Source organism: Pseudoalteromonas sp. US3C1013 (assembly GCF_048401115.1).
Classification (GTDB): Bacteria; Pseudomonadota; Gammaproteobacteria; order Enterobacterales; family Alteromonadaceae; genus Pseudoalteromonas; species Pseudoalteromonas undina.
On the sequence record NZ_CP183075.1, the window covers coordinates 3,100,047 to 3,125,521 of the forward strand.

The window sequence follows — 25,475 nt, forward strand, 5'->3', positions numbered from 1 at the left end:
CTCACTATTTTATAATTGCAACACAAATGATAACTGTTATCATGCGCATATCTAAAAATTAACATGCAAGCTTAAGTAATGAGAAAAACACTGTTTAAAGTTCATAGTTGGTTGGCGCTAATTGCCATTATTCCGTTAATTGTTATTAGCATTACCGGCAGTGTTTTAGTGTTTAAAAGTGAAATTGATGGCTTACTGATGCCTGACAAACACTTTGTGGTACAGCAGCAAGCTGCTCGCTTACCTATGGACTCATTAATAGATAAAGCCGAAGCAGCCTTTCCTGAGTATGTAGTAGGAGGCTGGGAGCTTTTTAATAACACCACCGCCGACCGGCTTTATTTGGTTAAGCGTGACACTGACGATTGGTATAAGTTGCATTTAGACCAATACACCGGAGAGGTTTTATCAGAACCCGTAAGCACAACTCATTATTTTACCGACTGGTTTTTAGAACTCCATTACACCTTTTTACTTAACGACTTAAAAAGCTTACCTGGGCAAACAGGTACCGTATTAGGGTTCTTTTTTGCTTTATTTTTATTAACTCTGGGCATTACAGGCTTAATTATTTACCGTAAATTTTGGCAGCGACTATTTAGCGTACGCTGGCGCGCAACTTTACAAATAGTACTTAGCGACATTCATAAAATGACTGGAGTATTAGGCTCACCTATCCTTATCGTTTTAGCGATTACCGGTGGTTATTTTAATGGTGCAGTGTGGTATCACGAAGTAATAGAACACGCAGAAGAAGAGCACTACACTATTACAAATAAATTATATAGTGACGACATCTCTTTTGAGCGGATTCTTAATGATAGCAAGCTGCAAATACCCACTTTTAATACAACTTTTTTAGTTTTTCCACGAGAGCCCGATGAAAATATTACTCTTTATGGCGAAGTAAATACCAGTAATCCACTTACCAGTGAATACGCCAATACCATAACTTACAATAAGCAAACAGGTGAACACATGGCTAACTGGGATATTCGAGAGGCTGGTGCTGGTTGGCAAGTAATAGACAGTTTTAGAAAACTACACTTTGGTTATTTTGCTGGGCTTATCAGTAAAATACTATGGTGTATTGTTGGCCTTAGCCCTGTATGGCTCGCTGGTACAGGCTTTTATTTATGGCTTACCCGCCGCAAACGTAAAAAGCATTCACAAAGAAATCGTGTAATGCAGCGAAAAAGCGCTAACGCTTGATAAAGTAATCACTCCCTTGTAAAGTGAAATCAACAAGGGAGTGATTTAATGAATATTTTTAAATTAATAATAAGCGTAACTTTTTTACTTGTTATGGGGTGCAGCAGCAAAATCAATACGCAAACTCAGCGCTTACAATTAAGTTCGTTAATTAATCACACATTATTTGTACAACAAACTACACCTTCTGAAGACGCAATATTTGAACTACCCGAGGCCGAAAAAGCACGCTTTCTAGCCTTCGTAAAAAAACAACAAACATCTAATATTCGAACTGACCGTATTATTTATAATTACCTTGAAAATCAGCTCTCTAATTTTAAGTATCATGGTGATACTCTTACATCATCTCAATCTATCAATCTTGCACAAGGTAATTGCATTAGCCTAGCTGTTCTTACCCAAAGCTATGCACAAACTTTAGGGCTTAAAACTAGCTTCCAAGAAATGACGAGCGAGCCAGTTTACGCACAGGAAGATAACTTGGTTTATGTAGCCAATCATTTTAGAACTAAAGTTTATGCCCCGGATAACGAGCTACCTGAAAAAGAAGAAAATATAATCACTTTTTTTCGTCCTGGCACCTTAATAGACTACTTTCCAACTCGAGGCAGTGTGTATTCCGATAGTGCTAATTATAATGATTTAATCTCTAAATTTTATAGTAACTTAGCTGCTGACGCGCTTTTAGATCAGCAGTTTGATCAAGCGTATTCTCTTATTCTACAAGCAAATAAATACACCCCTTATGATCCTGAGCTATTTAATATGGCTGGAATTTTACATCGACGAGCTGGTGACTTAAAAAGTGCACAACTTATTTACCAAACAGCTTTAGATAATAAGCTGATAAATATAAATTTACTTAGTAACTATCAAGTTTTAGCCAAACAAATTGGTGAACAGCACCTTGTTGAACAATTAGAAAGCCAGCTTGCTGAAGTAGAAAAAGATCCTTATGAACTTTTAGTTATTGCAAAAAATGACCTAGAAACAGGACGAATTAATACCGCTACGGAGCATATTGAACAAGCCATAACAAAAGCGCCTTATATTGCAGAGCTTTATTTAGAGCTTGCTAAAATTCGCTATCAACAAGGAAAAAATCAACAAACACAAAAATTACTTGAAAAAGCGATAGAGCTCGAAAAAGACAAGCAAAAGTTAGATGTATATCAAGCTAAGTTACTGTCCTTAAAGGCAATTAAGTAACTTAGCTAAATAGGCTTTTACAATGAATAGTAAAAGCTTAACCACGCGCGCATTTCATCTTCAAAGCTGTCGCCTTCAACACGCGACAGTCCAGCATTAAAGGTTAAATCGTTTACGCCCGCAGGCCCCATTCCGAAGCTAAAATCACCTTGATATTTTAAGCCATAACTTTGTGCATAAACGCTGTTGTCTAATTGATGTTGCTTGTAATAAAGCCAAGGCATGCCTTCTTTAAAGCTGATGCCACCACCATAACCTTGGTAACGCTCTGCAGTTGCACTGTAATATGGCAGTTCAGCAGCAAGCACAAACTCGCTACTTTGTTGCTGATTAATCAGGTTAGAGCTAAACCCACCTAAAGCTAAATCACTATCGTCTCGCTGTTTTTGTTCAAAGCTCACAAACATGGGAATATTAAATGCTTTGCCAAATACTTTTATTGCCAAGTCATAACCTTGCCAATGACGACTGTGATTCCACCCATCATAAATACTGGCATAAATACTCTGCCCTATGGCAAATGCTTGGCGGTCGTGTTGCCATTGCTGACTAATACTCAACCGTGTCCAATTTTTATGACCATTTTTATAATCTGTATAGTTATAAGCAAGTTCTGGGGTTAACTGTAATTGACCAAATTTCAATGGGTGGCTTATTGCAGCAAAGCCACCTCGGGCGTCAATATCGACGTTTAAGCTAGGTTGATATTGATGTGATGTATCCAAATTATAATCAAATAGCGCAAGCTTAAACTTTGTATTCAGCGCATTGTATTTTGCTTGTACAAACCCTCCATGTAATGCACCGTCATGCAAATCAATGTTATAACCCGCTTGTAAATCAAGTTGCTTTAATAGGTCGCTACTTTTTATACCTACGCTTAGCAAACTGGTTGACGCTGAATAATACTGTGATCCCAAGGCAAACGTCGCTTGCTGATCAAGTACTGCGTAATCGCTTTGCTCTGCTATCTCATCGGTATATATTTTTGCCGGTGGCAGAGTGTGCTTATTTACCATCAACAATGGAGCTTCACTGGTTACAGCGAGATCCGTCACGGCTGCGCGATTTTTTGCTATTGTTAGCGTTTTTACATCAGGGCCATCGGCATTAGTGGAAAAATAAAGTAGTGAGCCATCTTCTGTTTCAATCGGATATGCGAGCGCTTCTTGCCCGTTAGTTAAGCGGGTGAGGGTGTTATTTTTTATATGGTAATTATAAATATCAGTCTTATTATTTAAGCCAGCAACAAAATAGATAGACTCCCCATTTTGACTAAAACTCGGCTGGCTTAAATATTGATACCCATTAGGCATTGGGACTGACTGCCTAGTATCACCGGCCAACTCTTGTATATACAACTGCCAATTTTCGTTTAATGACGCTGATAAATAAGCTAATTTTATTTCATCGGGGCTTAGGGTCGGGTAATCATACGTCGTTTTTAAGCTCTTGGTAAAAAGTGGCGTGATTGTTTGTGTATTAAGGTCGACTTTTACTAATTCAGAATACCCAGCTCTTATTTGCTCACCGTAAAGTGTTTCACCATCGCGGGTAACACTAAAACGACGAATACCAGCCAGTTCAGTGAGTTGTTCGACGTTGCCAGTATCTATGTTATAGCTAAAAATGTCAGACACTTTGTTATAAGTTCCCGACTCCTCAATACTGTAGGCATTAAAATAAAGAGTGTTATTGCCTACCCACTGCGGATTGGCAATACCTGCTCGATTTATTTGATTTAATATTTGTTTTTGTTCGCGCTTAAATACACTTGGCGCAGTATCAGGAATATCCTTAGCATCATCTTCAAGTAATTGCTTTTGTGCTTTAGTAAATTGCTGTTGCGCTTTAGTGTTGTCTTCAGTGCTATAAATTATGAGCTTGGTATTACTTTTTTTATCACGCTCCACTATGGCAATTTTGCTGCCATCACCAGAAAGAGCGGGGTTGCTAGCGTATAAATCAAGCTTTAACCAAAGCTTGCTATTAAGTGGTGACTCGGTTTGCTCTTGTTGCATTGCTTTGTAAGTGAACTCAGCAATAAATCGACGATATAGCTTGGCAGCGCTTTGCCCGAATACACCAGAAAATGCGTCGTCAAAATCTCGAGACTTAACCGCCCGCATACGAACCCATACATTATCGACCAGCTGCTCTGAGTAATTTTGCTCTAGCCAGTATAAAAAACGACTTCCCATTAAATACGCCATGGAGCCCGCCATAAAGCCTTCATCACTATTTAGTTGCCCATAGGTCGGAAGCGCTCCTTGCTGAGCAAACTCCCTGAGTATTGCCTCAGAATAGTTATCAAAGAGTCGCCCTCGACCCGTCATTTTAGACTCAATTAAGGTGGCGTATCCTTCAGCTACCCAGCGCGGTGTATCGCCATAGGTTAAATCGTAAAGATCCCATACCCCTCTAATTTTTTGTTGCCACTCACTGCGGGTTGGCTGCGCTAAATGCACTAAGTGAATGTACTCATGCAATACTAGTAATTGCTGCCAGCCCGATGAGTTTGAGATTACCGTATCCGATTGTGGTGGCGTAGTAAAAAGCGCCATAACAGGATTATTAGAGGTTGGTAAGGCAAAGCCATTAGCTGCATTTAAAGGATCAAATACCACCACATCGACGATTTTATCAAGGGCATGGTTTTGTTGCTCAAGCACTTTTGTACGAACAATCTCCAGCTCTACCGCGGTCGATTTAGCAAAATCAGTATGCTCACTACTAAAGTGCACATTGAAATGCTCGGTATGAATGGTTTGCCAATTAGCAGCAAAGCTTGGTGCAGCCAGTAATAAGGCTGATGCAATGAGTGACTTTTTCACAATAATCCCTTAAATAGTGCTTTTAATAATGCTTAGAGTATTATTAAAAGGGAAAAACGGGCAGTAAAAAAGTGTAATAAAGCATGTGCAAATGTATATTTACACCTGCTTTATTATTTAACCTGAACTTTGGTTATTTTCAACAAGGGAAGTTACATCCAACTACGAGGGTCTGACTCAGCTTGCATAAGTGTAAAATCTATAATGAAGTCAGCATCTTGCTGTTTTAAATATGGGACATACGCACCGCCTGCAGCAAGTTGTATATACAGGCTTCTTAAGCCAGAGCGACGCATAAAAAAGGTACTCACACTGCGAGCGCTTTGTGCTTTGTACAGCTCAAATACCCGGTAATGTACGCCAATCATACCTTTGCGTACCACCAAATAAAAACGCCCATCTTGTTGATGAAGATAATACCCATAACGTTTATAAGACAAAAATACTAACGTAGCTAATACCAAAAATAACGCTAACGGAATTAATACATTAAGTTGCATAAAGCTAATTAAAAACCCAGAAGCAACGCTCGGTAGCAAGGCATAAAACACCATATTTTTATATAACAATGCCCTTTCTACCGCCTTGAATGCCAGCTTTTTACTGTCAAACCATGGGTAAATCCACTGACACACATTATCAACTTGCTCCTGCGTGAGCACAGGTAACACTAAGGTTTGTTTATTCTTTTTCGCCATACTTGCAGCGCCACCACTGCTGGCTTGCAAACACTCAACAGTAAAACGTTTCAATAGCCTAGCAATTAGGTTTTGCTTAATAACTATAGATTGCACTTTATCTAAACTAATTGATAGTTGATGGCGTTCTAACAGCCCTGCAATACGTTTAAATTTTTTATTTTTAAAATAAAGCTGATAATTATAGAACCGAATGAGCGACATAGTCACCGATAAAAACACCGCTATAAATACCAATACAAAAATCAAAGTAATTACTGCAAATACCGCTGCATTAGCCATCATACCCAGCTCTTGCTGATAAAAACCCTCTATTTTTGTTATAAACTGCTGCTCTAAAAAATCGATGGCCACATTCATAAAAGGGGCAATAGCGGCAAGCGCTAAAATGGCCATGTTCGACATTAAACCAAACTTAGCTATTTCTTTATTTGAAATGAATAAACTATTTTCGTCCTGCTCTTCAATATGAGACTGCGCTGTGTCAGCTACTTCTGCTGATGGTTGCTGCTGTGCTTTGTAGTCAAATACTTGTTTGCGCATTTGCTGGGCATAACCGCTGGTTACTCCCGGCAATACCGCTTCTTGGGCAACACTGCCGGCAGCATCAAAAATGCAATTAACTAAACCTACTGGAGTAAAATAAAAGGGCTCAGCTATGTTTACATTTTGCACTCGAGAAAACTTTAAGGTGAGTCGCTCTTTTTTAAATACGCCTTTATTTAGTAAAATTTCATGCTCGTCAGTAATACAAAAACGAAAACTACGGTAATACAAAAAACAATAAGCAAGCAATGAAGTCAAAGCAATCGCGAGCGCAACTTGCCCCCAAAATAGTTTATTTTCTACCTGGGTAACAAATACCACTAACACAGGCAGTAAATTAAATAAGCCGTCTTTGACAAAGCGAACACTAAAATGCATCACAAAATAAGCCAATGCCCAGGGCGACACTTTTTGCCAATTAAGTGAAGGTGGCGTCATTTGCGTAGCATCAACACTCACTGGCAGCAACCTCACTCGTGGTTTCATCGTGGCGATAGCTTTGTACAAACTGACGGATATTTTTGCACTTTTCGTGGGTCAGACCGCTAATTTGTAAATCAGCACTCATCCCCCCTGCGCTGTAAAGCCTTAAACTGGCTAAACCCAGTTTTCGCTCTATTGGCCCACGATGTATTTCAATATGCTGCACTCGTGCTAACGGTAAAATAGTTACCTGCTGCCAAATAATACCCTTTTTAAATGCTATATCGTGGGTACGCAATGCACTGCCTTGTAATTTAATACTGAACACGCTGGATAGCATACAAAGTAAAATTAATAGCGGAACAGCAACCAATAAGTAACCTTGCGCCATGGCAGCAAAATCTGTATTAAAATAACAAACAACCGCTAGCACTAAGCAAAAAGGAATGAAAAATAACAACCAATTCAATTGTGCATGCAATAACGCTTTATCGGCAAGCGGCTCAAACACTATGCTTTTATGTTGCGGTAGATCGGTTATTTGTTGATTAGTAAACACACTTTGCTCCATTGGACTTAGCCAAGCCACTTTATTGTTGTCACTAAGGTATGACTTTGTTTAGGCTCAAGCGTAACCGCATCTTCAAGCACATTCGCAGCTTCTAGGCATAACATGCTTTTATAATCATCATCGGCAAAATTTGATAGCCGCTTTGATTTTTCAATCCATGGATTCCATAGTACGCACGACTGCGAGTTTTCTCTGCTAACACTGATCATCCCCTGAGGAGTATCAATTGTTTGAACTGCTGCGGCTTGGGTATAAACCATATCGGTTTCACGGGAAAAGTCGACCACGTCATTTTGCTGATGAGGCCCTTGACCAAATTCTATATATTGCGCCCCTTGCAGCCCTGCCACTCGGGTATTATTAATATCTTCTGTTGGAAAGTAAGTATGCAGTGCTTGTGTATAACTAAATGGTACGTTGCCTAAATTACAGGTGGTTAAACGCACCTCTAATTGCTCTGATAAGATAAACTCAACCCGTAATGACGACTGATGCGGCCAAAAAGTAGAATCTACCTGCTTCATTGGTAATTTAAGGCTCACAGTAACCTCGCTGTCGGTTTCATGTACTTCATCGGCTTGCCATACATGCGTACGGGCAAAGCCATGCGCGGGGAAGTCCGAATTTTCATGTTGCCCAAACCAAGGCCAGCAAATAGGAATGCCACCACGAATACTTTTCCCCTCGCTAAAGGTTTCATCCCCAGACACCCACAATAATGGCAATTTACCTTTGGGTGTAAACTCAGTTATTTGCCCACCTTGTAAAAATATTTTCGCCTCACATTGGCGACTATTAATACTAATAAATTCTAAACCGCTATGTGTACGCTCAATACATACTGAGGGTGATAATTGCATTTTATTTCCTTTAACACTGAGACTAATTTCTAATACTTAACCTGAGTACAGGTTACTTGTACACAAACAATAATGCATGCTTAAAGCATAAGCTACATAGAATAGTTATTTAAATTGAGTTAGTTACTATACTTTTATGCCACATCAATGGCTAAATTACGACTAAAGTTTTACATCTGTGGCTTGCGTATCGCTTTTAACCTACGTAAGGTGCGCAACCTTAGCAAACAGAATGTTATGAACATTTAATAAATTAAAGATAATAAATACTATTTTAATTACTGCTCAAATTAATAAAAACCAATAATAGCGGTGTTAAATGGTATATATCATTTGAATTCAATTTATTTGATGTGTAACATTTCATGATTACGGCAAATGATTCGCCTTCCATGAGACAAACAAATGCAAAAATATGACGAGTTACTAGTTTCTTTACGCAAGGTGATCCGTGCGATTGACTTACATTCAAAGCAACTTAATAAAACAGCGGGTTTAACAGGGCCACAACTGCTTATCATGCAGGAAGTGTCTCAAACTGATGGTATTACCGCCAGCCGTATTGCGCAAAACGTCAACTTAAGCCCAGCAACGGTTACTAATATTCTTGACCGAATCGAGAGTAAAAACTTAGTAACACGTGTTCGCAGTCAAATGGATAAGCGCCGAGTCAGCTTATACCTTACCGAACAAGGTAAAGAACTACTCGAAAAAGCACCACAGCCATTACAAGAGCATTTTATCGAAAAATTTTCAGCACTTGCTGAATGGGAACAGAGTTTACTCCTTTCATCAATGCAGCGTATTGCCGCAATGATGGATGCAGATAAGCTAGACGCCTCCCCACTTTTAGAAGTAGGCGCACTGTTTCAAACCCCTAAAGAATAAAACGCAGTATAAAAACAATAAACTAAATTAGCCTGCCATTTTCCCCTTTTTCCACACTAAGAGGTGCATTTTTGCGCCTTTATTTTTTAATCACAATCAAAACGGCTATTATGACTAAACTCTCAAAACTAACACTCGCCTTAATTTTAGGTGGTGTTGCTAGTAATTCTTATGCATCAAATCTTCAACCTCTCCAAAGCCAATTAACGCAGTTAAAGCAACAAGTAGAAAAGCTTGAAAGCAAACTCACTGAAAAAAAAGCTCAGCAACTAACTGATGAAGCTGCAAAGCCTGAACAGCAATCATCAGGAATAAAGATAGGGGGTGCCATTCGCGCTAACTATGGCATTAACTCTTACGATGATGACAATGAAGATCGCGGTGGCGACTTTGATTTTGATATTTTCCGTTTAAATGTCTCTGGTGAAATTAATGATATTTCAGTCAATGGTGAAGTACGCTTTTACGATTACATGACAGTAGTGAAATACGCTTACTTAGGGTATGAATTTACTGATGGCTGGGAAGGCCAAGCCGGTATAACCGCCGTACCGTTTGGTAATGGTCCTTACAATTCTCACAGCTACTTTTTTAGCACTAACTACTATGTTGGCCTAGAAGATGACTTTGATTTAGGGGTAGTTGCTAAGCGTAAGCTTAAAGACAACTGGACACTTGATCTTGGCTTTTTTAAAAACGATGAACTTGGCGGAGTTGATGGCTCAGCATCAGATAAAAACCATCGTTACTCTTACGATATTATTGGCAGTCGCCCTGCAGATGAAGGTACCTATGCCGAGCCTACAAAGCAACTTGGTGAATACAACACCTTTGCCGGTCGCGCCACTTATCAACTTAAGCACAGTAAAAATATAACCACAGATTTAGGTGTATCGTTACTCAGCGGCGGACTACATGATGGTGAAGACCGCGCAGGTAATTACAGTGCGTGGGCTGTTCATTTAAACAGCAACATTAATAACTGGAACATTCAATTTCAACACGGCGAATACGACTACGACTTAGATGATGGCAGCAACCGCTTTGCAGTGGGTGCCTACAATTACTTCGATAGCGTGTCGAGCCAAGCTACAATGACCAACTTTAATGTTGCCTACGACTACGCACTAGAATGGGGTCCAGTTACCAACCTACAGTTTTATAACGACTATGGGATCATCTACAACAAATCAGATAATAGCGCCAATACTTGGATGAATGTAACCGGTATGAGCATTACTGCTGGGGGGTTCTTTAGTTATGTTGATTTTGTACAAGCCCGCAATCAACCCTTTATTGGCGGTACCATTATTGGTGATGGCGATACCGAGCGCCGGTTTAATATTAATTTAGGCTATTACTTTTAACTCTCTCCTCAGCCCAGTAGCCATACTGGGCTGAACTTAAATCAAATAGCTGCTTTAAAAAACACAAACGCAAATGAAAACTATTGCCATTTGCATTGGTTGACGTTAGTATCCACCCCCTTTTTAGAAACCTTAAATTGGTGCGCCTTGGAACGCTATTACGCTGAAGTATTAAGTTATATTGCTCGCTCGATTGGATGCAAAGATAAAGCGCAAAACATCGTTCAAGAAGCATACACACGCTTATTAAGCTACCGTAAACGCAACCCTGAGCATGACACATCCCAGCAACGGGCTTTATTTTTCAAAACGGCTAAACACATCGTTATTGATAACTATCGCCGTAATTACGCCGTTACAGACCCTGTTAAGCAAGAGTTAATCGCACCTAGCGATTATGAACCCGAAGCAAAGCTGGCAAGCCAACAACAACTCAGTCTGCTTTATAGGTGTATTGAGCAATTACCTCAAAAAACTAAACAAGCCTTTGTACTATATAAATTTAAAAACCTAACGTACCAACAAGTTGCAGATCAGATGGGGATTTCTGTCAGTATGGTTGAAAAACATTTAGCCATCGCTATGCTGGCATGTCGCAATACAATAAAAAAATAACCACGGGAATATAAGCAATGGACCGTCAGCAAACACAATTGCAACTGCAAGCAAATACTTGGCTTGAAAAACAAAAAGTTGGGTTAACTGCATCACAAAAAAAGGCTTTTATTCAATGGCTCAATACCAGTAAGGCGCATCAAACCGCTTACCAAGAAAGTGTGCAGGTTGAACGGCTATTAACGCAATTTAGTGAACATGAAATTGAACAACTCAATACACCAAAACCTAAAAGATTTTTATCTACATGGGCTATAGCAGCATGTGCTGCCTGTTTAATGCTCACTATTACCGGGTATCAGTTGTGGCCAAATGAAGTATCGCCCACCCAGTATACTGCTCATTATAAATCAAACCGAGGTGAACAATTTGATATTGCTCTACCCGATGGTTCCCAGCTAAGCGTAGATGCAAAAACACAAATTTCACTCGACTTTAACCCTAACTCACGTAAAAACAAACTCGTTCAAGGGCGTGTATTTTTTAATGTGGCCAGTGACTTACAGCGTCCTTTTATTGTTAGCACTGATGATACAAAAATCACCGTACTGGGCACTCGCTTCAGCGTTGATAAAAAAAAGCATAGCACGCGTATCAGCGTCGAACATGGAAGGGTAAAGATACAAAACAACCACCACCTAATTGAGTTAGTACAAGGACAGCACGTTGTATTTAACGAGCTTGGAATGGATGTGCAAACAATAGACCCTACACTTGTTGATGCATGGCGTAGTGGCCGATTAGTTTTTAGTAACGCACCGCTTGTGGAAGTATGTGCTGAATTTAACCGTTATCATGACACAGAGTTTACGTTCTCCGATGATCGAGTTGCTGCGCTAAAAGTATCTGGGACATTTTCAGCTGTTCAACTTGATAACTTTCTAAACCTATTACCACACGTGCTCCCTGTTGAAATTAAACGCGAAAATAATCAAGTTATTATAAGTAAGGCGGACAATTCTTAAAAATAAATAATCTTTTTATTGAGGGATTCTCATTATCATTCGTTTTCATATAAACAACTTTGCTTTATATGGAACAATTGCAATGAATACAATAACTCGTTACGGTATTAAACTATCTCCCATCGCCTTAGCTTTAGGGGTTGCTGTTAGCTTTCCCACAACAGCTCAAAGTACCTCCACTATAGTAACGTTTAATATTGCTCAACAACCTTTGAGTACTTCACTTAATTTGCTCGCTGAGCAAGCAAATATGAATCTCATTGCAGATGCATCTTTATTGCGAGAGCTAAAAGCACCAGCAATTTATGGACAAAAAACACTAATAGGCGCTTTAACATTTACATTAGAAGAAACTGGCCTCAGTGCAAAAATTGTCAATAACAGCATTATTATCCAGAAAAATGGTGCTATAAAAGAAACAAAACAACAAAATAAGCGTGATTTGCACAATAAAAAAGCGAATAAGCATGCCCATAAAGATATCCCTGAAAACATCGAAGTCATTGTTGTAAGTGGCAACAAAATTCAATTAGACCGCCACCAGCTCGAACGCAGTAAAGGCAGTTCAAATTCAGATATTTTCTCAACGTTTACCGGCATCGACGCAAATAATTTACGTAACGAAGCTGGCGCACTCGATATTGGTATTCGTGGTGTTCAAGGTGAAGGTCGAGTGCCTATTTTTATTGATGGGAGCTTGCAGTCCACCCACACAAACCGTGGGTACATGGGCACCTCAGATAGAACCTACATCGACTCAGATTTTATTAGTACTGTTGCCGTTGAAAAGGGTACAACAGCAAAAAGTGGCGCATTTAGTGCTGGCGCAATTGGCGGAACAGTTAATATCAGAACACTCAACACCACTGATATTCTGACAAAGGATCAAAGCGTTGGCGCGTTGATTAAACTTAAAACGTATAACAATAATCACACACCTACAGTCTCCGATAACCCATGGCAGCAACAGTACTATCAGGTGAGTAACCACAATAGCACTAGTGACTTTGATAATGGCGGTATTTTACTCGCAGGTGCATTTAAAACGGATCAATTAAATGCTGTGCTTGCCTATAGTGATAAAAAAACAGGTAACTATTTTGCTGGTAAACACGGCTTTGAAAACTTTGTTGAAACGTATGATTGGGGCCAAGTATTACCCCCTGTTAATCAACACGGTGAAGTAGTAAATACCAGCTTTGAAAGCGAATCCTACCTTGCAAAAGTACAGTATGCTTTTAACGATGAACATGACATTGAATTAAATACTCGTCATCACCAGCAACAAGCGGGTGAAATGTTGGCCTCATACTGGTTCAAGCAACGCGAAGGGGATTTTTGGATACTCCCTGATGGTGAATATGGCACAATACCCGCTAACATAGAAACCATGCCACAATGGCAGCCTGGTACAGCGCTGATTAATAGCGCAAGCTTGCTTTATCGCTTTCTACCCACGAATAATCCATTAGTCGATTTGAAGATCAACGCATGGACAACCAACGCAAAGTTACAACAGTATAACGCCTTGGCCAGTAATTTAGGCCCTAATGCACTGCAATACTTTCACGAATACAGCAACCAACGCCACGGTGTCGGAATTTATAACAGCGCTGCTTTTACTGTTTCTTCAATCCCCACAGTATTAATGTATGGCGCTTCTTGGCAAAACGAGGTACTAAAACCTAAAGCAGGAGCACTGGAGTATTTTTACACAGATAAAACCACCTCTCGTGACGGCAAACAAACTGTTCGCAGTGTGTTTGTAAATGGCCAGTTTGATTTCGATCCCATTGAGTTAACCTTGAACCTAAACCATCATGATTCTAGTACGCATGACCATCAAGGGGAGCATGCAATAAAGTTTTCGCCAAAAACAGATTTTACAGCACTGCTTCATTACAATGTATTTGATAACACCACGCTAAAAGCAAAGTACAGCAAAGCGTATCGAATGCCGAATATCTACGAGACGACTATTTCAAATGAAGTATTTACCTACTCGTCTGATTACCCTGTTATACCTGAAAACAGCAACACCTTTGAATTAGGTATTGAAAGCCATTTTAGTAATGCGTTAATTAAAGGGGATCGTCTAACGCTATCCGCTAGCTATTTCGACACTCGTATTGAACACATGTTAGCAACCGCACAATTGCCAAATAAAGATCCGGATGCTGAACCATGGCAAACTACAAAATATACATTCACCAATTACGATAGCTTTGAGTTACCAGGTATTGAGCTTAATCTAAATTACCAAAGTGATTTATTTTACAGCACAGTTTCATATACCAATTACACTAATATAAAAATCTGTTCTGCCTTAATTAGTAATATTGAGCAAGTTGATCGCTGTAACGGTCAAGGTTTTTCAGGCAGTTTAACGCCCCTTCGTATTCCTCCTAAACGAAACCTTGTTGTTGGCTTTGGGAGCACTTTCATTGATGATCAACTGGACATCGGCTTCACTTATAAAGGGCATTCTGATAAACAGCACCCTGCAGGATTTTTAAGCGGTACTGGTGCCAAGGCAGTTAGTAAAATTCCAGCAAGTTATCAACTCGATTTTTACGCGAACTATAAGTTTAACGATATGTTCAGCGGATTTACCACAATCACTAACCTCACAGATAGATACATAGTGTCATCCGGTTCAATTGTTGCCATGCCAGAGCCAGGCAGAACTGTAACTTTGGGGCTAGAGATAAAGCTATAGCTAATTAGGGCTATTCACTTAGCCCACTTTTACTTAAACCGTCATAACTAGGAGTCAACATGACTAGCACCACTTTAGCCCCCTCTCGTGCATTACAATTAAAAGCCAGTACAGCTGACGTACATGACAACATAGATAAAAGCATTATGGATAAAGACCCATTTGCAAACACTGAAAACTATATCCAGTTTTTAACGTTACAATATTATTTTTTAAATGATGTGTCTGCGCTTTATGACCACAGCGAATTAAATATGGTCATTGAAAATTTAGCAGCGCGCCGACGTTTAAATATGCTTGAGCAAGACTTTCAAGATCTTGAATACCCAGTGCCTGCATCAGCGTTCACTTCATTAATTAGCAACGAGACTGACTTAGCAACAGCGCTGGGCTGGCTTTATGTAGTAGAAGGGTCAAAAGTTGGCGCTGCAATGCTAGGCAAACAAGCGCAAGCTAGACTACTGTTAACAAAAAAGTATGGTGCCCGTTATTTATCAGGCCCTGGTGCAGGTCGTGGCAGTGACTGGCGTCATCTAGTACAATTAATTGATAGTATTGAGCTAAATGACACACAAGAGCGAGCATTGATCAATGGTGCACGCCAAGCGTTTACTCGATTCCAACTTTTTCAGGCGCATGTCTATTCATGAATTTAAAGGTCGCTTTAGTCGCATATAAGAATGCGGGATACCAACTATTAGGGTTAGCGTTAGTTGGTTTGGGGATTATTGGCATTTTATTACCTGTTATGCCCACCACTATTTTCTTTATTTTGGCATTAGCATGTTTTACACGTTCATCGCCAAAGCTTGCGACTTGGTTACTCGAACACCCTCGTTATGGCGCGACTTTGCGCCATTGGCACAGCCACAAGGTCGTGCCACTAAAAGCTAAATGGTTTGCGGGCATAGGTATGCTAATAGGCTTTATATTTTTATTATACAGCAGCTCTCCTTCTTGGGTTATTGTCCTAGTTGCTGTTGTTGAAGTGCTGGTTTTGACTTACTTAATTTCTAAGCCCTCAACTCCACCTAAAAACTAATACGTTCGATATAAGCAAAATAAAGTGTAAAGTTTGGTAAATAAATTTGTAACAGCTAATGCAAATCATTATCATCCGTACAAATTAATTAAATCTGCACCTTTTATGCCCTTTGTTAATAAACGCGCTTTATATAGTACGAGTCGTGCTTTACATATCTATATTTCTACCGCTTTGTTTTTTTTACTTATTCTATTTTGTGTAAGCGGCATAGTGCTAAATCATGTTGACTGGTTAAAAAACGATAAAAACAACGGCCAAATTACCGCAGCAATTCCAGCTGAACTACTTGTAAAAGCACAAACAGAATTAAATACACTACCTACTATTTATCCCCAAATAGAAGCTTACCTAGCCAAGCAATATGGGCTGAATAAAGTAAAAAGCATTGAATGGGAAAAGCAAGATTCACTGATCATGCTCGACTATCCATTACCAGCAGGCTACGCCTACGCAGAATTTGATTTTATTAGTGGCGAATTGTTACTCGATTATCAAACTGGGGGGTTTTTAAGTGTAATTGGCGACCTACATAAAGGTCGTTACAGCGGTGAAGTATGGAGCTGGGTTATTGATATATCAGCAGTGCTGATGATCCTATTTGCCATCACCGGCATGATTATTTTATTTCAAAATAGAAAAAAACGCTTAGCAGGAATATGGATAACCGCATTAGGTGTAGCAACACCTATCGTTATTTACCTGTGTTGGGTACCACAAATAAAAGGAGTGTCTTAATGTTTAAAATTAAACCATGGCTAAGCATCACGCTGTTAGTTGCCGCGCTATTTCAAATTAATGCTCATGCACAATCGCCAAGGTTAGAAGTTGAATTAACCCTCGCCGATTTAAACGTGCAACCTTACCACCGACCTTATGTTGCTGTATGGCTGGAAACACCAGAGCGCAAACACGTAACAACGCTTGCACTATGGGTTCAAAAAGCAGAATGGTTTAAAGATCTACGCCAATGGTGGCGCAAAGCCGGTAAAGGTAATGCTCAGTTTGATGGTGTCAGCGGCGCAACCAAGCGTGCCGGCACATATACAATTAGTTGGGATGGCAACGATCTAAACTGTAACCCTGTAACGCCCGGTAAATACCTACTTAATATTGAAGTTGTGCGCGAAGAAGGTGGCCGTGATTACAGCCGCATTGAGCTTGATTTAACCCAATCAGAGAAAATAACTATTGAAGGTAAAAACGAATTTGCGACCAGCTTTGTCACTGTAAGCGCTAGGTAGCCCTACTTATCATTCAAATTTAAAGGAAAAATAATGAACGTTAATTTATCAAAAATTGCATTAATAGGCGCACTGAGTTTATCGGCGCTTGTATCAACAGCGGCAAGCGCACATGCCCGTTGGTTACTACCTTCGCACACTTCGCTTTCTGGCGATAAAGCGCATTACGTTATGATTGACGCAAGTATTTCTAACGAAATTTTTGCACCTGATAAAGCATTTCGTCCAAGCACAAAAGGCGCAGAGTACGACGATACTCTGCTTATGGCACTTGCCCCAAATGGCGAGCAAGTTACCGATACCATTCGTGCCTATTACCTAAAACGCAAAAGCTCTGCTGCAGTAAAACTTCAGCAACAAGGCACTTATCATATTGCGATGACGCAAAAACCTATGTACATGACATTTTACAAAAATGCAGCAGGTGAGCGAAGCCGCGTATTCGCCAAAAAAGATGATGCCAACTTACCTAAAGACGCCAGCGATATCACCACAATTAAAACCATCTCTACTGTTGATACCTTTGTTAGCCATAATGGCACGTCTAAACCGGCACTATTAGGTCAAGGCCTAGAGCTAAGCGGCCCAACCCATCCAAACGATCTATTTGTTGGTGAGCAAGCACGCTTTCAACTACTAAGCGATGGCAAGCCGGTTGGCGAAGGGATTGAAATAAGTATTTTAAAAGGTGATACACGTTACCGTAATAGCCGTGGTGAGATTAAAGTAACCACAGATAAAGACGGTTTTTTTGCCACTACTTGGCAACACCCTGGTTTATACCTAATTGAAACGTCTCAAAAAGTAACAGTTAATGAAGCTGGCGTAGACGTAGGTCGCTATGCACTATTTACAACCCTTGAAGTAGCACCTGAGTAATTATTAAATATTATTTATTAGGCCAAGCAAATAGTTTGGCCTTTTTTTATCACTTAGTCTGCCATTTTCTCTGCATAAATCGGCATATTCTTAATATTTTTCACTTTTCGCTCTATCCTCATTTTAGCCTAGTATTAGGATCACTTCTTTTTATAAAAATAGTTGAATAACATAGTCAATTTAGATCTTTGCGGTGCACTAGCCGCTTCTATATGATGCGCACTTTTCAAAATCTTCAAGGCACGCTTAATGACTTTTCAGCATTTATCAGCTAATAAAAAATTAGCACTTAGCTTGGCTATTACCACCGCACTTAGCGCCTCTTTTTCAGTTGCGAATGCGGCTGAGCAAACTAACCAAGTGGAAGAGAATATCGAAGTAATTTCAGTAACAGGCACGCGCCGCAGCTTACGAAGTATTGCGCAAAGTACCGTGCCTGTGGATATTATTAGCAGCGACGATATGGCAAGCACAGGTCAACTTGAAATCAGCCAAGTGCTCGCTAACCAAGTACCAAGCTTTAACTACCCAAGTGCCACACTGTCTGATGGTACCGATCATGCTCGCCCAGCGGTTTTAAGAGGCCTTGCACCTGATCACACTCTAGTGCTTATTAATGGTAAACGTCGCCACTCTGGTGCGTTATTAAACTTAGGCGGTACGGTTGGTCGCGGCTCTACCGCGGTTGATTTAAACATGATCCCCACCTCTGCAATTAAGCGTGTTGAGGTACTACGTGATGGGGCAGCAGCACAATATGGTTCTGACGCCATTGCGGGTGTAATCAATATTGTTTTAAAAGATGCAACCGAAGGCGGTAGTGTTAGCGTAACTTATGGCCAATACGACAGCCAAATGGCCGGTGTACCACAACTAAATAGCACTTATGCTGATGAGAACGGTAACCTTGCTTTTAATTTAGGCGACGATCGTCAAGTTAACGACGGTAATACCCGCACAATTAGCGCAAATTCTGGTTTTTCACTGGCAGACAATGGCTTTTTAAACGTCTCGATTGAATACCGTGATAACGACTCAACTCAACGCTCTGGTTTTGATCCGCGCGAACAATACAGCCGCCTAGATGATGGCAGCCTAGACCCACGCGAATTTACAATCAACCGCTATAATCATCGTTTTGGTAAAGCTGAGCTTGAAGATTACGCGTTGTTTTATAACATGGGATACGACTTAGATAACGGCTTTAATGTTTATTCGTTTGGTAGCTATTCTGAACGTGAAGGTAACTCTGGCGGATTTTACCGCCGTGCAAAAGACAGCCGCAATGTTTTAGAGCTATACCCCAATGGCTTTTTGCCACAAATTGCTACGGACGTAAAAGATTACTCGCTGGCACTTGGTTTACAAGGCGATAGTGGCGACTGGGTGTGGGATGTAAGCACTAACTATGGTCGAAATGACTTTGGCTTAGGGGTTGTAAATAGCCTAAATACTTCGCTAGGTACTAATAGCCAAACTGAGTTTGATAATGGCGCCATGATTTACGATCAACTTTTAGTTAACTTTGATGCAAATACTACCGTTGATTTTGGCCTACCTGATGATGTGTTTTTCACTATTGGTGCTGAGTATCGCCGTGAAAGCTATAAAATAGAGCAAGGTGAAGAAGCTTCTTATATTACTGCACTTGATGACAACGGCAACCCAATTGCTGCTGGCGGCGCGCAAGTGCTTCCTGGTTTTGGACCACAAAGCGCAACTAACGAAAGCCGTCATAATGTTGCCGTATTTGCTGAATTTGACACTTATTTAACTGATAAGTGGAATGTAGTTTTAGCCAGTCGTTATGAAGATTACAGCGATTTTGGTAACACATTTACTTCAAAATTAGCCACGCGTTACAGTATTACCGACAACCTATCATTACGTGGTGCTGCCAGTACTGGGTTTCGTGCGCCGTCACTTGCACAAAGCTCGTACCGTCAAATATCGACTATTCTTGAAAATAACCAGCCTTTTGAAGTTGGCTTATTTCCAAGCTCAGCCCCTGCAGCGCAAGCATTAGGTGCAAAACAGCTTGATGCCGAAGACTCGGTTAATATTACCGCTGGATTTGTTTATACCCAAGGTAACTTTAGTTTAACGGTTGATGCGTACCGCATTGATATTGATGACCGGATCGTACTCTCTGAAAACTTAAGCGGTAACGCTGTGCAGCAAATTCTAGCCAGTGCGGGCGAGCTAAATACCGAAAGTGTGCGTTACTTTACTAACGCCATAGATTCGCGCACACAAGGTGTTGATATTGTGGCAACGTACACGCTTGATTTAAATACATTGGGTGATCTGCGCTTAAACGCAGCAGCAAACATTAATGACACCGAAATAACTCATGTTGATGCAAATCCAAGTGAGCTAAATTCTCTAGGTGATGACTACGTGGTATTTGCCCGTCGTGAAGTCGGTCGCTTTGAGCAAGGCACACCCGATAACAAGCTAAATCTATCAGCCGTTTGGAGCTTTAACCAATGGCAAACAACCTTGCGTGCAACTCGCTATGGGGAAGTGGCAGATATTTCAACTACCAGCGATGGTGATGAATATTTAGATGCCAAATGGATCACTGATTTAGAAGTTGCTTATCGCCCTAACGATGCGTGGAAGTTTGCAGTCGGTGCAAATAACCTATTTGATCAGTATCCACAAGCAACGGTAGATAACATTGGCTACTCTAACTTTGGGCAAATATTTCCATACACGCCTTATACACCCTACAGTTTAGATGGGCGCTTTTTATACGGTAACATTACTTATAGCTTTTAAGTAAACATCAATTAAAAATAGAGTAATTACAAAAGGATGCATCGCGCATCCTTTTTATTAACATTTAGTCTTTTTCACCATATTTTGGCATTTTATCTTTTTAGCAATCACTGTCATTTCATATAAAACAATAACTTACATTTCGGTCTCATTTTTGCTCTATACTTTGTATATTAACTAAAATAATCAATATCAAAGGACTAAACATGAGCGCATCAACTCTATTCAACTTCACTAAGCCCGTTTCACTAATTAGCGGTATTTTATTACTCAGCGGTTGTGTATTTCATATATCGCCTAGCGTTGCGTCGGTAAAACAAACACAACAACTTACATTACCTAGCAATAACCTTGAATACCTAGACGTACTAAGCGGCGCAGGTTCACTTAAAATAACAGGCTCATCAACAGCAACCAGTATTAGTGTTAACGCCACTATATACACTGCCGACATTGACGATGAATACGAACTCACACTCGAGCAAAACGGTACACAAGCAAAGCTTGTTGCACAAAACAAAAGTAATACTGGAATTACCTTTTACAGCGGTCAATCACCAAGTATTGATTTAGTGGTCACTGTACCTAACAAGCTAAATTTAGATATTAACGACGGCTCAGGCGATATTGTTATTAACGCGATGCAAAGCAATATTGATGTAAAAGATGGCTCTGGCAGTATTGATATTAATAGTGCTAAAAACTTAAATATTGACGATGGCTCGGGCAGTATTTACGTAAAAAATGTAGTCGGTGATTTAGCATTAAATGATGGTTCAGGTAGCATTGATATTGATAATGTCAGTGGTAATGTCGCAATTGAAGATGGCTCTGGTGAAATGCAAGTCACTAATGTAACAGGCGCATTAAACGTTGAAGATGGCTCGGGCGGCATAACTATCAAGCATATTAATGGCGCAGTTACCGTAGACGATAACTCTGGAGATATGCTGATTGAACATATTGACTCAAGCGTAACTATTGAAGATGGCTCTGGCGATATTCGCGTTAATCACGCTAAAGGGCTAACTATTACAGAAGCAGGCTCTGGCGATGTTAGCATCGATAATATCTCTGGTTCAGTAAAGCTAGACTAATAATCTAATTTTGCTTTCGAATTATATAAAACGGTCAATTAATTGACCGTTTTTGGTTTTGTATAATCAATAGTGTGGTCACAGCTGCCATCGTTTTCACAATCATTTATTCCATCGCCATCGCTATCCCAGCTTGGGTGCATAGTTTTTACAGGCACGGCTACATCTGCATGTTTAATAATGGTTAACTTATAATCGCTTGTTTCACCACGTCTCGCTGCATTACGCATTAAATAAACTCGCACAACATAATCTCCATCTGTGCTGAGTTGATATTTAGCTTCATGCCCTTCTATTGAGCCAATAAATACGGCTTCATTACTGTCTAAGGGCAAAATATTAAAGTAGTTACTTAAATTTGAAGGAGTCAGGGTCACATTCAGAATTTCACCTGCTTTTGCACTAACTAAATAGTCATTAAATTCATCACCAGTAATTTGCTGTTCAAGCTCAGCTCGCTGTGGTTCAAACTCAACCTTGTACTGTTGAGCTTGCACCGTTTGTGTCAATACCGCAGCAAACACAGTGGTCAGCATAATTTTTAAAAGCAGCTTAATACTCATTTTAGTTCCTATAAAAAACATATTATTAAATTTAATGGTACACAATAAAGTAATACCAATTCGCTTAATTAAGTGAGCTATTTTGAGGGAGGGCAATCGTGTCGATAGCAAGGTAAAACTTTGTTATTTTGTTATTTAGTTGTTCTAAAAGAGAAGTTTTTAACGCAACTAACATCTGGTTTATCCCTTCAAAATGATTAAATAGTATTGCGGATTAGTATGCGTTAATAATGTTTCTTTCACAATTAACTCAAACTTAATTTATAGTAGTATCAAAATATAAATAACTCCTAACCTCAAGAGAGCACCCCATGCTAGAAATTGCTTTAATTTACTTAGCCGCCGCTATCGTTGCAGTTCCCATAGCAAAACGACTTGGGCTTGGCTCTGTGCTGGGTTATTTAATTGCCGGCATTTTGATAGGCCCTTATGCATTAGGAGTCGTAGGTGACCAAACTGATGTAATGCACTTTGCTGAATTTGGCGTTGTGATGATGTTATTTTTAGTTGGCCTTGAACTGCAACCTTCGCGTTTGTGGACTCTGCGCCACTCAATTTTAGGGCTTGGCGGATTGCAGGTAGTATTAAGTGCAGCGGCTATTTTTGCCTTTTGTTATTGGTTTTTTGCCATGCATTGGCAAACAGCACTGGCTATAGGCTTAATGCTCGCACTGTCTTCAACTGCTATTGTGCTGCAAAGCTTAGAAGAAAAAGGCTGGTTAAAACAAGAAGCTGGGCAAAATGCATTTTCGGTTTTATTATTTCAAGATATCGCCATTATACCTATTTTAGCGCTACTCCCCTTACTGGCTTTTGCACCACAAGGTAACTCAAAAGACGTTAACGACTCCATCATTGCTAGCTGGCCTATTTGGCAACAAGTAGGGGTTTCTGTTGCGGTTATTGCCGCTATTATTGCTGGCGGTAAATATGTATCGGCACCACTGTTTAGATACATCGCGCAAACCCACATGCGTGAAATATTCACAATTTTTGCATTGTTTTTAGTGGTGGCTATTTCGCTAGTGATGCAAAGTATTGGCTTATCACCCGCACTCGGTACTTTTTTAGCCGGTGTTGTATTGGCCGAAAGTGAATTTAGACACGAGCTAGAAGCCGATATAGAGCCCTTTAAAGGCTTATTACTGGGGTTATTTTTTATCACGGTTGGCGCATCAATTAATTTTGAATTGCTGTTTAACCAGTTCAGTATCGTGATTGCCTTAGTGGTGTTATTAATTGTCATTAAAGCCTGCATTTTATTTGCCCTTGCTGTCACATTTAATATCAGCTCAAAGCAAAAACTCTTGTTTACTCTAGCACTCGCACAAGGTGGAGAATTTGCGTTTGTACTTTTAAGCGTGACCACCACATTAAGTATTTTAACTCCAGAGCAAACCAGCCTAGTGACCTTAGTGGTTGCGGTATCTATGCTAGTAGCCCCTTTACTCCTGATGTTTTATGAACAACTACAAAAACGAAGTAGTAGCACTAAGCCCGAGTTTGATAAACCAGAACAAATAAGCACAGCAAAACATGTGATCATTGCCGGATATGGCCGTTTTGGGCAAATAATGGGACGTTTATTACATGCGCAAGGCTACGAAATTACCGTACTTGATCACAGCCCAAGCCAAATAGAACTGCTGCGCCGCTTTGGTAATACCGTATTTTATGGTGATGCAGCACGCCAAGAACTGCTTGAAGCAGCAGGCGCGCACACAGCACAAATGCTGGTTGTTGCAATTGATAACCCTGATAAAACCATTGAGATTATTAAGCTGGCGCATAAAAACTATCCACAATTAAAAATAGTAGCGCGTGCCATAGATCGCCGCCATGCATACCAATTACTTAATTTAAAAGTAGATGCATTTAACCGCGAAACCGTCGACTCAGCCATAAACTTAGCCATAGAATCGTTGCAATTGCTTGGTAATAGCAAAGAAGATGCTGAACGTGCTGGTAAATTATTTAGAGATCACGACCGTGCAGCGGTACTGCAACTTGCCGAACTATGGGGTGATGATGCCAGTTATGGTGTGGCTGTGCGTCAGCGTATGGAGGATTTAAAGCAAGTATTACAACAAGATAAACAAGCACGGCAAAACTTAAATACCTGTGACGCCAACGACTATAAAAATGGCTTAACCGAGAGCACGGTTAAGCCAAAAAATGCTAGTGATGATGCCCACCTTGAATAGCTTCGCCTTGCTGGTTATAAAAACCGGTAGCGCCGTGCTCTATAAAACCTAGGTTAATCATTTTAGCTAAAAATGGATCGCTTTCGTTATCGCCAATATCCGCGTAATCGGTGGTTTGAAAGTTATCCCATTTTGCAAACTGAGCCTTAATTGCAGGTGTATCACTGTTTACATCATTTAAGCTAAGCAAGGTTTGAGTATCACTTTTTTTATTGGTCACACTAAAAGTTTTAACTAATTTTGCTTGCGGGAGAAAAGCCAGCTTAAATTGGTTATCGCCCTCATTAAGCACATAATTTTTTACCTCATTACAACCCTCACCTTGTGAACTTGCTAGGGTCATTTTTGCAATTAAATGGTTATCCACCAGCTGACTTTTAGCACTCCAATTTTGCACTCCACGTACCTCCGATGGTTGGTACTCAATACCGCGTTGTTCGGCATTAAAGTAACGAATAGGACGAAGCTGGTTATTACTTAGCTGCTGCCAAAGCTCGGTTAGTGTTTCACTTTGATGCGCCACCTGCTGATTGTTTCGCCAAAGAGTAAGTGACTGGGTACTGTGCTGCGATTTGTGCTGATTGGTAATTTTATAGTCGGCTTTTAGTTGCGCAGCATCAATGTCGCACTGCTGGGCGAGCGCACTCGCGCTGGCCAGTGCTGAGAATATAAATAATAGCTTTTTCATTGGGGTAATCTCTTAGTTAAACATTACTTTATGACTCTAAAATAACGCTTAATAATGGCATTTG

At 40.1% G+C, this 25,475-nt stretch carries 21 protein-coding genes; 15 read left to right on the top strand and 6 right to left on the bottom strand.

The features are described from left to right. Positions 1-78 precede the first annotated feature (78 nt). Complete coding sequence (locus ACNSN2_RS14520; RefSeq protein ID WP_418607870.1) at positions 79-1,212, top strand: PepSY-associated TM helix domain-containing protein; 1,134 nt, start codon at positions 79-81, stop codon at positions 1,210-1,212. A 48-nt stretch (positions 1,213-1,260) separates the two neighbouring features. Next, a complete protein-coding gene (locus ACNSN2_RS14525; protein WP_418607871.1) occupies positions 1,261-2,424 on the top strand; it encodes a tetratricopeptide repeat protein in 1,164 nt (387 codons plus the stop codon). Between the two features lie 17 nt (positions 2,425-2,441). Here ACNSN2_RS14525 and ACNSN2_RS14530 read toward each other — a convergent pair whose 3' ends face one another. The 4 genes from ACNSN2_RS14530 to ACNSN2_RS14545 form a co-directional block, all read right to left on the bottom strand. After that, positions 2,442-5,258 carry a TolB family protein gene (locus tag ACNSN2_RS14530; protein WP_418607873.1) on the bottom strand — a complete coding sequence of 939 codons (2,817 nt, stop codon included), beginning with the start codon at positions 5,256-5,258 and terminating at the stop codon, positions 2,442-2,444. A gap of 152 nt (positions 5,259-5,410) precedes the next feature. Further along, positions 5,411-6,940, bottom strand: coding sequence for a PH domain-containing protein (locus ACNSN2_RS14535; RefSeq protein WP_418609078.1), 1,530 nt, complete (start codon positions 6,938-6,940; stop codon positions 5,411-5,413). 10 nt (positions 6,941-6,950) lie between these two features. Then, positions 6,951-7,496, bottom strand: a complete 546-nt coding sequence (locus ACNSN2_RS14540) for a PH domain-containing protein (RefSeq protein WP_418607875.1) — start codon at positions 7,494-7,496, stop codon at positions 6,951-6,953. Positions 7,497-7,501: 5 nt separating this feature from the next. Further along, positions 7,502-8,356, bottom strand: coding sequence for a D-hexose-6-phosphate mutarotase (locus ACNSN2_RS14545; protein ID WP_055012351.1), 855 nt, complete (start codon positions 8,354-8,356; stop codon positions 7,502-7,504). A gap of 405 nt (positions 8,357-8,761) precedes the next feature. Between ACNSN2_RS14545 and ACNSN2_RS14550 the strand changes: the two genes are divergently transcribed. The 12 genes from ACNSN2_RS14550 to ACNSN2_RS14605 all read left to right on the top strand — a co-directional run bounded on the left by ACNSN2_RS14550 (position 8,762) and on the right by ACNSN2_RS14605 (position 21,956). Then, entirely contained in the window at positions 8,762-9,244 is a 483-nt protein-coding gene (locus ACNSN2_RS14550) for a MarR family winged helix-turn-helix transcriptional regulator (protein ID WP_008112832.1), read from the top strand. Positions 9,245-9,354: 110 nt separating this feature from the next. Continuing rightward, the gene (locus ACNSN2_RS14555) at positions 9,355-10,611 is read left to right on the top strand and encodes a carbohydrate porin (RefSeq protein WP_418607877.1); all 1,257 of its coding nucleotides are present in this window, start codon (positions 9,355-9,357) and stop codon (positions 10,609-10,611) included. A 147-nt stretch (positions 10,612-10,758) separates the two neighbouring features. Further along, positions 10,759-11,226 (top strand): RNA polymerase sigma factor, encoded by a 468-nt coding sequence (locus ACNSN2_RS14560; RefSeq protein ID WP_138596353.1) that lies wholly within the window; start codon positions 10,759-10,761, stop codon positions 11,224-11,226. Positions 11,227-11,243: 17 nt separating this feature from the next. Further along, entirely contained in the window at positions 11,244-12,191 is a 948-nt protein-coding gene (locus tag ACNSN2_RS14565) for a FecR family protein (RefSeq protein ID WP_138623491.1), read from the top strand. 82 nt (positions 12,192-12,273) lie between these two features. After that, positions 12,274-14,910: a TonB-dependent receptor domain-containing protein gene (locus tag ACNSN2_RS14570; RefSeq protein WP_418607879.1), complete on the top strand. Its 2,637-nt coding sequence runs from the start codon at positions 12,274-12,276 to the stop codon at positions 14,908-14,910. A 59-nt stretch (positions 14,911-14,969) separates the two neighbouring features. Then, positions 14,970-15,560: a biliverdin-producing heme oxygenase gene (locus ACNSN2_RS14575; protein ID WP_138623489.1), complete on the top strand. Its 591-nt coding sequence runs from the start codon at positions 14,970-14,972 to the stop codon at positions 15,558-15,560. Next, complete coding sequence (locus ACNSN2_RS14580) at positions 15,557-15,952, top strand: YbaN family protein (RefSeq protein ID WP_054202718.1); 396 nt, start codon at positions 15,557-15,559, stop codon at positions 15,950-15,952. Before ACNSN2_RS14575 ends, ACNSN2_RS14580 begins: the two co-directional genes overlap by 4 nt. Positions 15,953-16,057: 105 nt before the next feature. After that, positions 16,058-16,690 carry a PepSY-associated TM helix domain-containing protein gene (locus ACNSN2_RS14585; protein ID WP_418609080.1) on the top strand — a complete coding sequence of 211 codons (633 nt, stop codon included), beginning with the start codon at positions 16,058-16,060 and terminating at the stop codon, positions 16,688-16,690. Further along, positions 16,690-17,196, top strand: a complete 507-nt coding sequence (locus ACNSN2_RS14590) for a DUF2271 domain-containing protein (protein ID WP_418607881.1) — start codon at positions 16,690-16,692, stop codon at positions 17,194-17,196. The genes ACNSN2_RS14585 and ACNSN2_RS14590 overlap by 1 nt, the downstream gene beginning before the upstream one ends. A 33-nt stretch (positions 17,197-17,229) precedes the next feature. Then, positions 17,230-18,075 (top strand): DUF4198 domain-containing protein, encoded by an 846-nt coding sequence (locus ACNSN2_RS14595; RefSeq protein WP_138570790.1) that lies wholly within the window; start codon positions 17,230-17,232, stop codon positions 18,073-18,075. A 249-nt stretch (positions 18,076-18,324) separates the two neighbouring features. Then, positions 18,325-20,859: a TonB-dependent receptor plug domain-containing protein gene (locus tag ACNSN2_RS14600; RefSeq protein ID WP_418607884.1), complete on the top strand. Its 2,535-nt coding sequence runs from the start codon at positions 18,325-18,327 to the stop codon at positions 20,857-20,859. Between the two features lie 206 nt (positions 20,860-21,065). Further along, positions 21,066-21,956, top strand: coding sequence for a hypothetical protein (locus ACNSN2_RS14605; RefSeq protein ID WP_418607886.1), 891 nt, complete (start codon positions 21,066-21,068; stop codon positions 21,954-21,956). Between the two features lie 38 nt (positions 21,957-21,994). Here the strand turns inward: ACNSN2_RS14605 and ACNSN2_RS14610 are convergent, their stop codons facing one another. Beyond that, complete coding sequence (locus tag ACNSN2_RS14610) at positions 21,995-22,519, bottom strand: hypothetical protein (RefSeq protein ID WP_055012354.1); 525 nt, start codon at positions 22,517-22,519, stop codon at positions 21,995-21,997. Positions 22,520-22,830: 311 nt separating this feature from the next. Between ACNSN2_RS14610 and ACNSN2_RS14615 the strand changes: the two genes are divergently transcribed. Beyond that, positions 22,831-24,723, top strand: coding sequence for a monovalent cation:proton antiporter-2 (CPA2) family protein (locus tag ACNSN2_RS14615; RefSeq protein WP_418607887.1), 1,893 nt, complete (start codon positions 22,831-22,833; stop codon positions 24,721-24,723). Here ACNSN2_RS14615 and ACNSN2_RS14620 read toward each other — a convergent pair. Beyond that, positions 24,698-25,411, bottom strand: a complete 714-nt coding sequence (locus ACNSN2_RS14620) for a hypothetical protein (RefSeq protein WP_418607889.1) — start codon at positions 25,409-25,411, stop codon at positions 24,698-24,700. The two genes, ACNSN2_RS14615 and ACNSN2_RS14620, sit on opposite strands and share 26 nt — an antisense overlap. Between the last annotated feature and the right edge of the window lie 64 nt (positions 25,412-25,475).

Excerpts from the sequence above, each read along its gene's own strand:
- ACNSN2_RS14600 (WP_418607884.1), top strand. The coding sequence starts at position 18,325 with ATGACTTTTCAGCATTTATCAGCTAATAAAAAATTAGCACTTAGCTTG.
- ACNSN2_RS14615 (WP_418607887.1), top strand. The coding sequence starts at position 22,831 with ATGCTAGAAATTGCTTTAATTTACTTAGCCGCCGCTATCGTTGCAGTT.
- ACNSN2_RS14595 (WP_138570790.1), top strand. The coding sequence starts at position 17,230 with ATGAACGTTAATTTATCAAAAATTGCATTAATAGGCGCACTGAGTTTA.
- ACNSN2_RS14590 (WP_418607881.1), top strand. The coding sequence starts at position 16,690 with ATGTTTAAAATTAAACCATGGCTAAGCATCACGCTGTTAGTTGCCGCG.
- ACNSN2_RS14575 (WP_138623489.1), top strand. The coding sequence starts at position 14,970 with ATGACTAGCACCACTTTAGCCCCCTCTCGTGCATTACAATTAAAAGCC.
- ACNSN2_RS14620 (WP_418607889.1), bottom strand. The coding sequence starts at position 25,411 with ATGAAAAAGCTATTATTTATATTCTCAGCACTGGCCAGCGCGAGTGCG.
- ACNSN2_RS14545 (WP_055012351.1), bottom strand. The coding sequence starts at position 8,356 with ATGCAATTATCACCCTCAGTATGTATTGAGCGTACACATAGCGGTTTA.
- ACNSN2_RS14525 (WP_418607871.1), top strand. The coding sequence starts at position 1,261 with ATGAATATTTTTAAATTAATAATAAGCGTAACTTTTTTACTTGTTATG.
- ACNSN2_RS14610 (WP_055012354.1), bottom strand. The coding sequence starts at position 22,519 with ATGAGTATTAAGCTGCTTTTAAAAATTATGCTGACCACTGTGTTTGCT.
- ACNSN2_RS14520 (WP_418607870.1), top strand. The coding sequence starts at position 79 with ATGAGAAAAACACTGTTTAAAGTTCATAGTTGGTTGGCGCTAATTGCC.
- ACNSN2_RS14535 (WP_418609078.1), bottom strand. The coding sequence starts at position 6,940 with ATGACGCCACCTTCACTTAATTGGCAAAAAGTGTCGCCCTGGGCATTG.
- ACNSN2_RS14605 (WP_418607886.1), top strand. The coding sequence starts at position 21,066 with ATGAGCGCATCAACTCTATTCAACTTCACTAAGCCCGTTTCACTAATT.
- ACNSN2_RS14570 (WP_418607879.1), top strand. The coding sequence starts at position 12,274 with ATGAATACAATAACTCGTTACGGTATTAAACTATCTCCCATCGCCTTA.
- ACNSN2_RS14540 (WP_418607875.1), bottom strand. The coding sequence starts at position 7,496 with ATGGAGCAAAGTGTGTTTACTAATCAACAAATAACCGATCTACCGCAA.
- ACNSN2_RS14580 (WP_054202718.1), top strand. The coding sequence starts at position 15,557 with ATGAATTTAAAGGTCGCTTTAGTCGCATATAAGAATGCGGGATACCAA.
- ACNSN2_RS14555 (WP_418607877.1), top strand. The coding sequence starts at position 9,355 with ATGACTAAACTCTCAAAACTAACACTCGCCTTAATTTTAGGTGGTGTT.
- ACNSN2_RS14550 (WP_008112832.1), top strand. The coding sequence starts at position 8,762 with ATGCAAAAATATGACGAGTTACTAGTTTCTTTACGCAAGGTGATCCGT.
- ACNSN2_RS14585 (WP_418609080.1), top strand. The coding sequence starts at position 16,058 with ATGCCCTTTGTTAATAAACGCGCTTTATATAGTACGAGTCGTGCTTTA.
- ACNSN2_RS14565 (WP_138623491.1), top strand. The coding sequence starts at position 11,244 with ATGGACCGTCAGCAAACACAATTGCAACTGCAAGCAAATACTTGGCTT.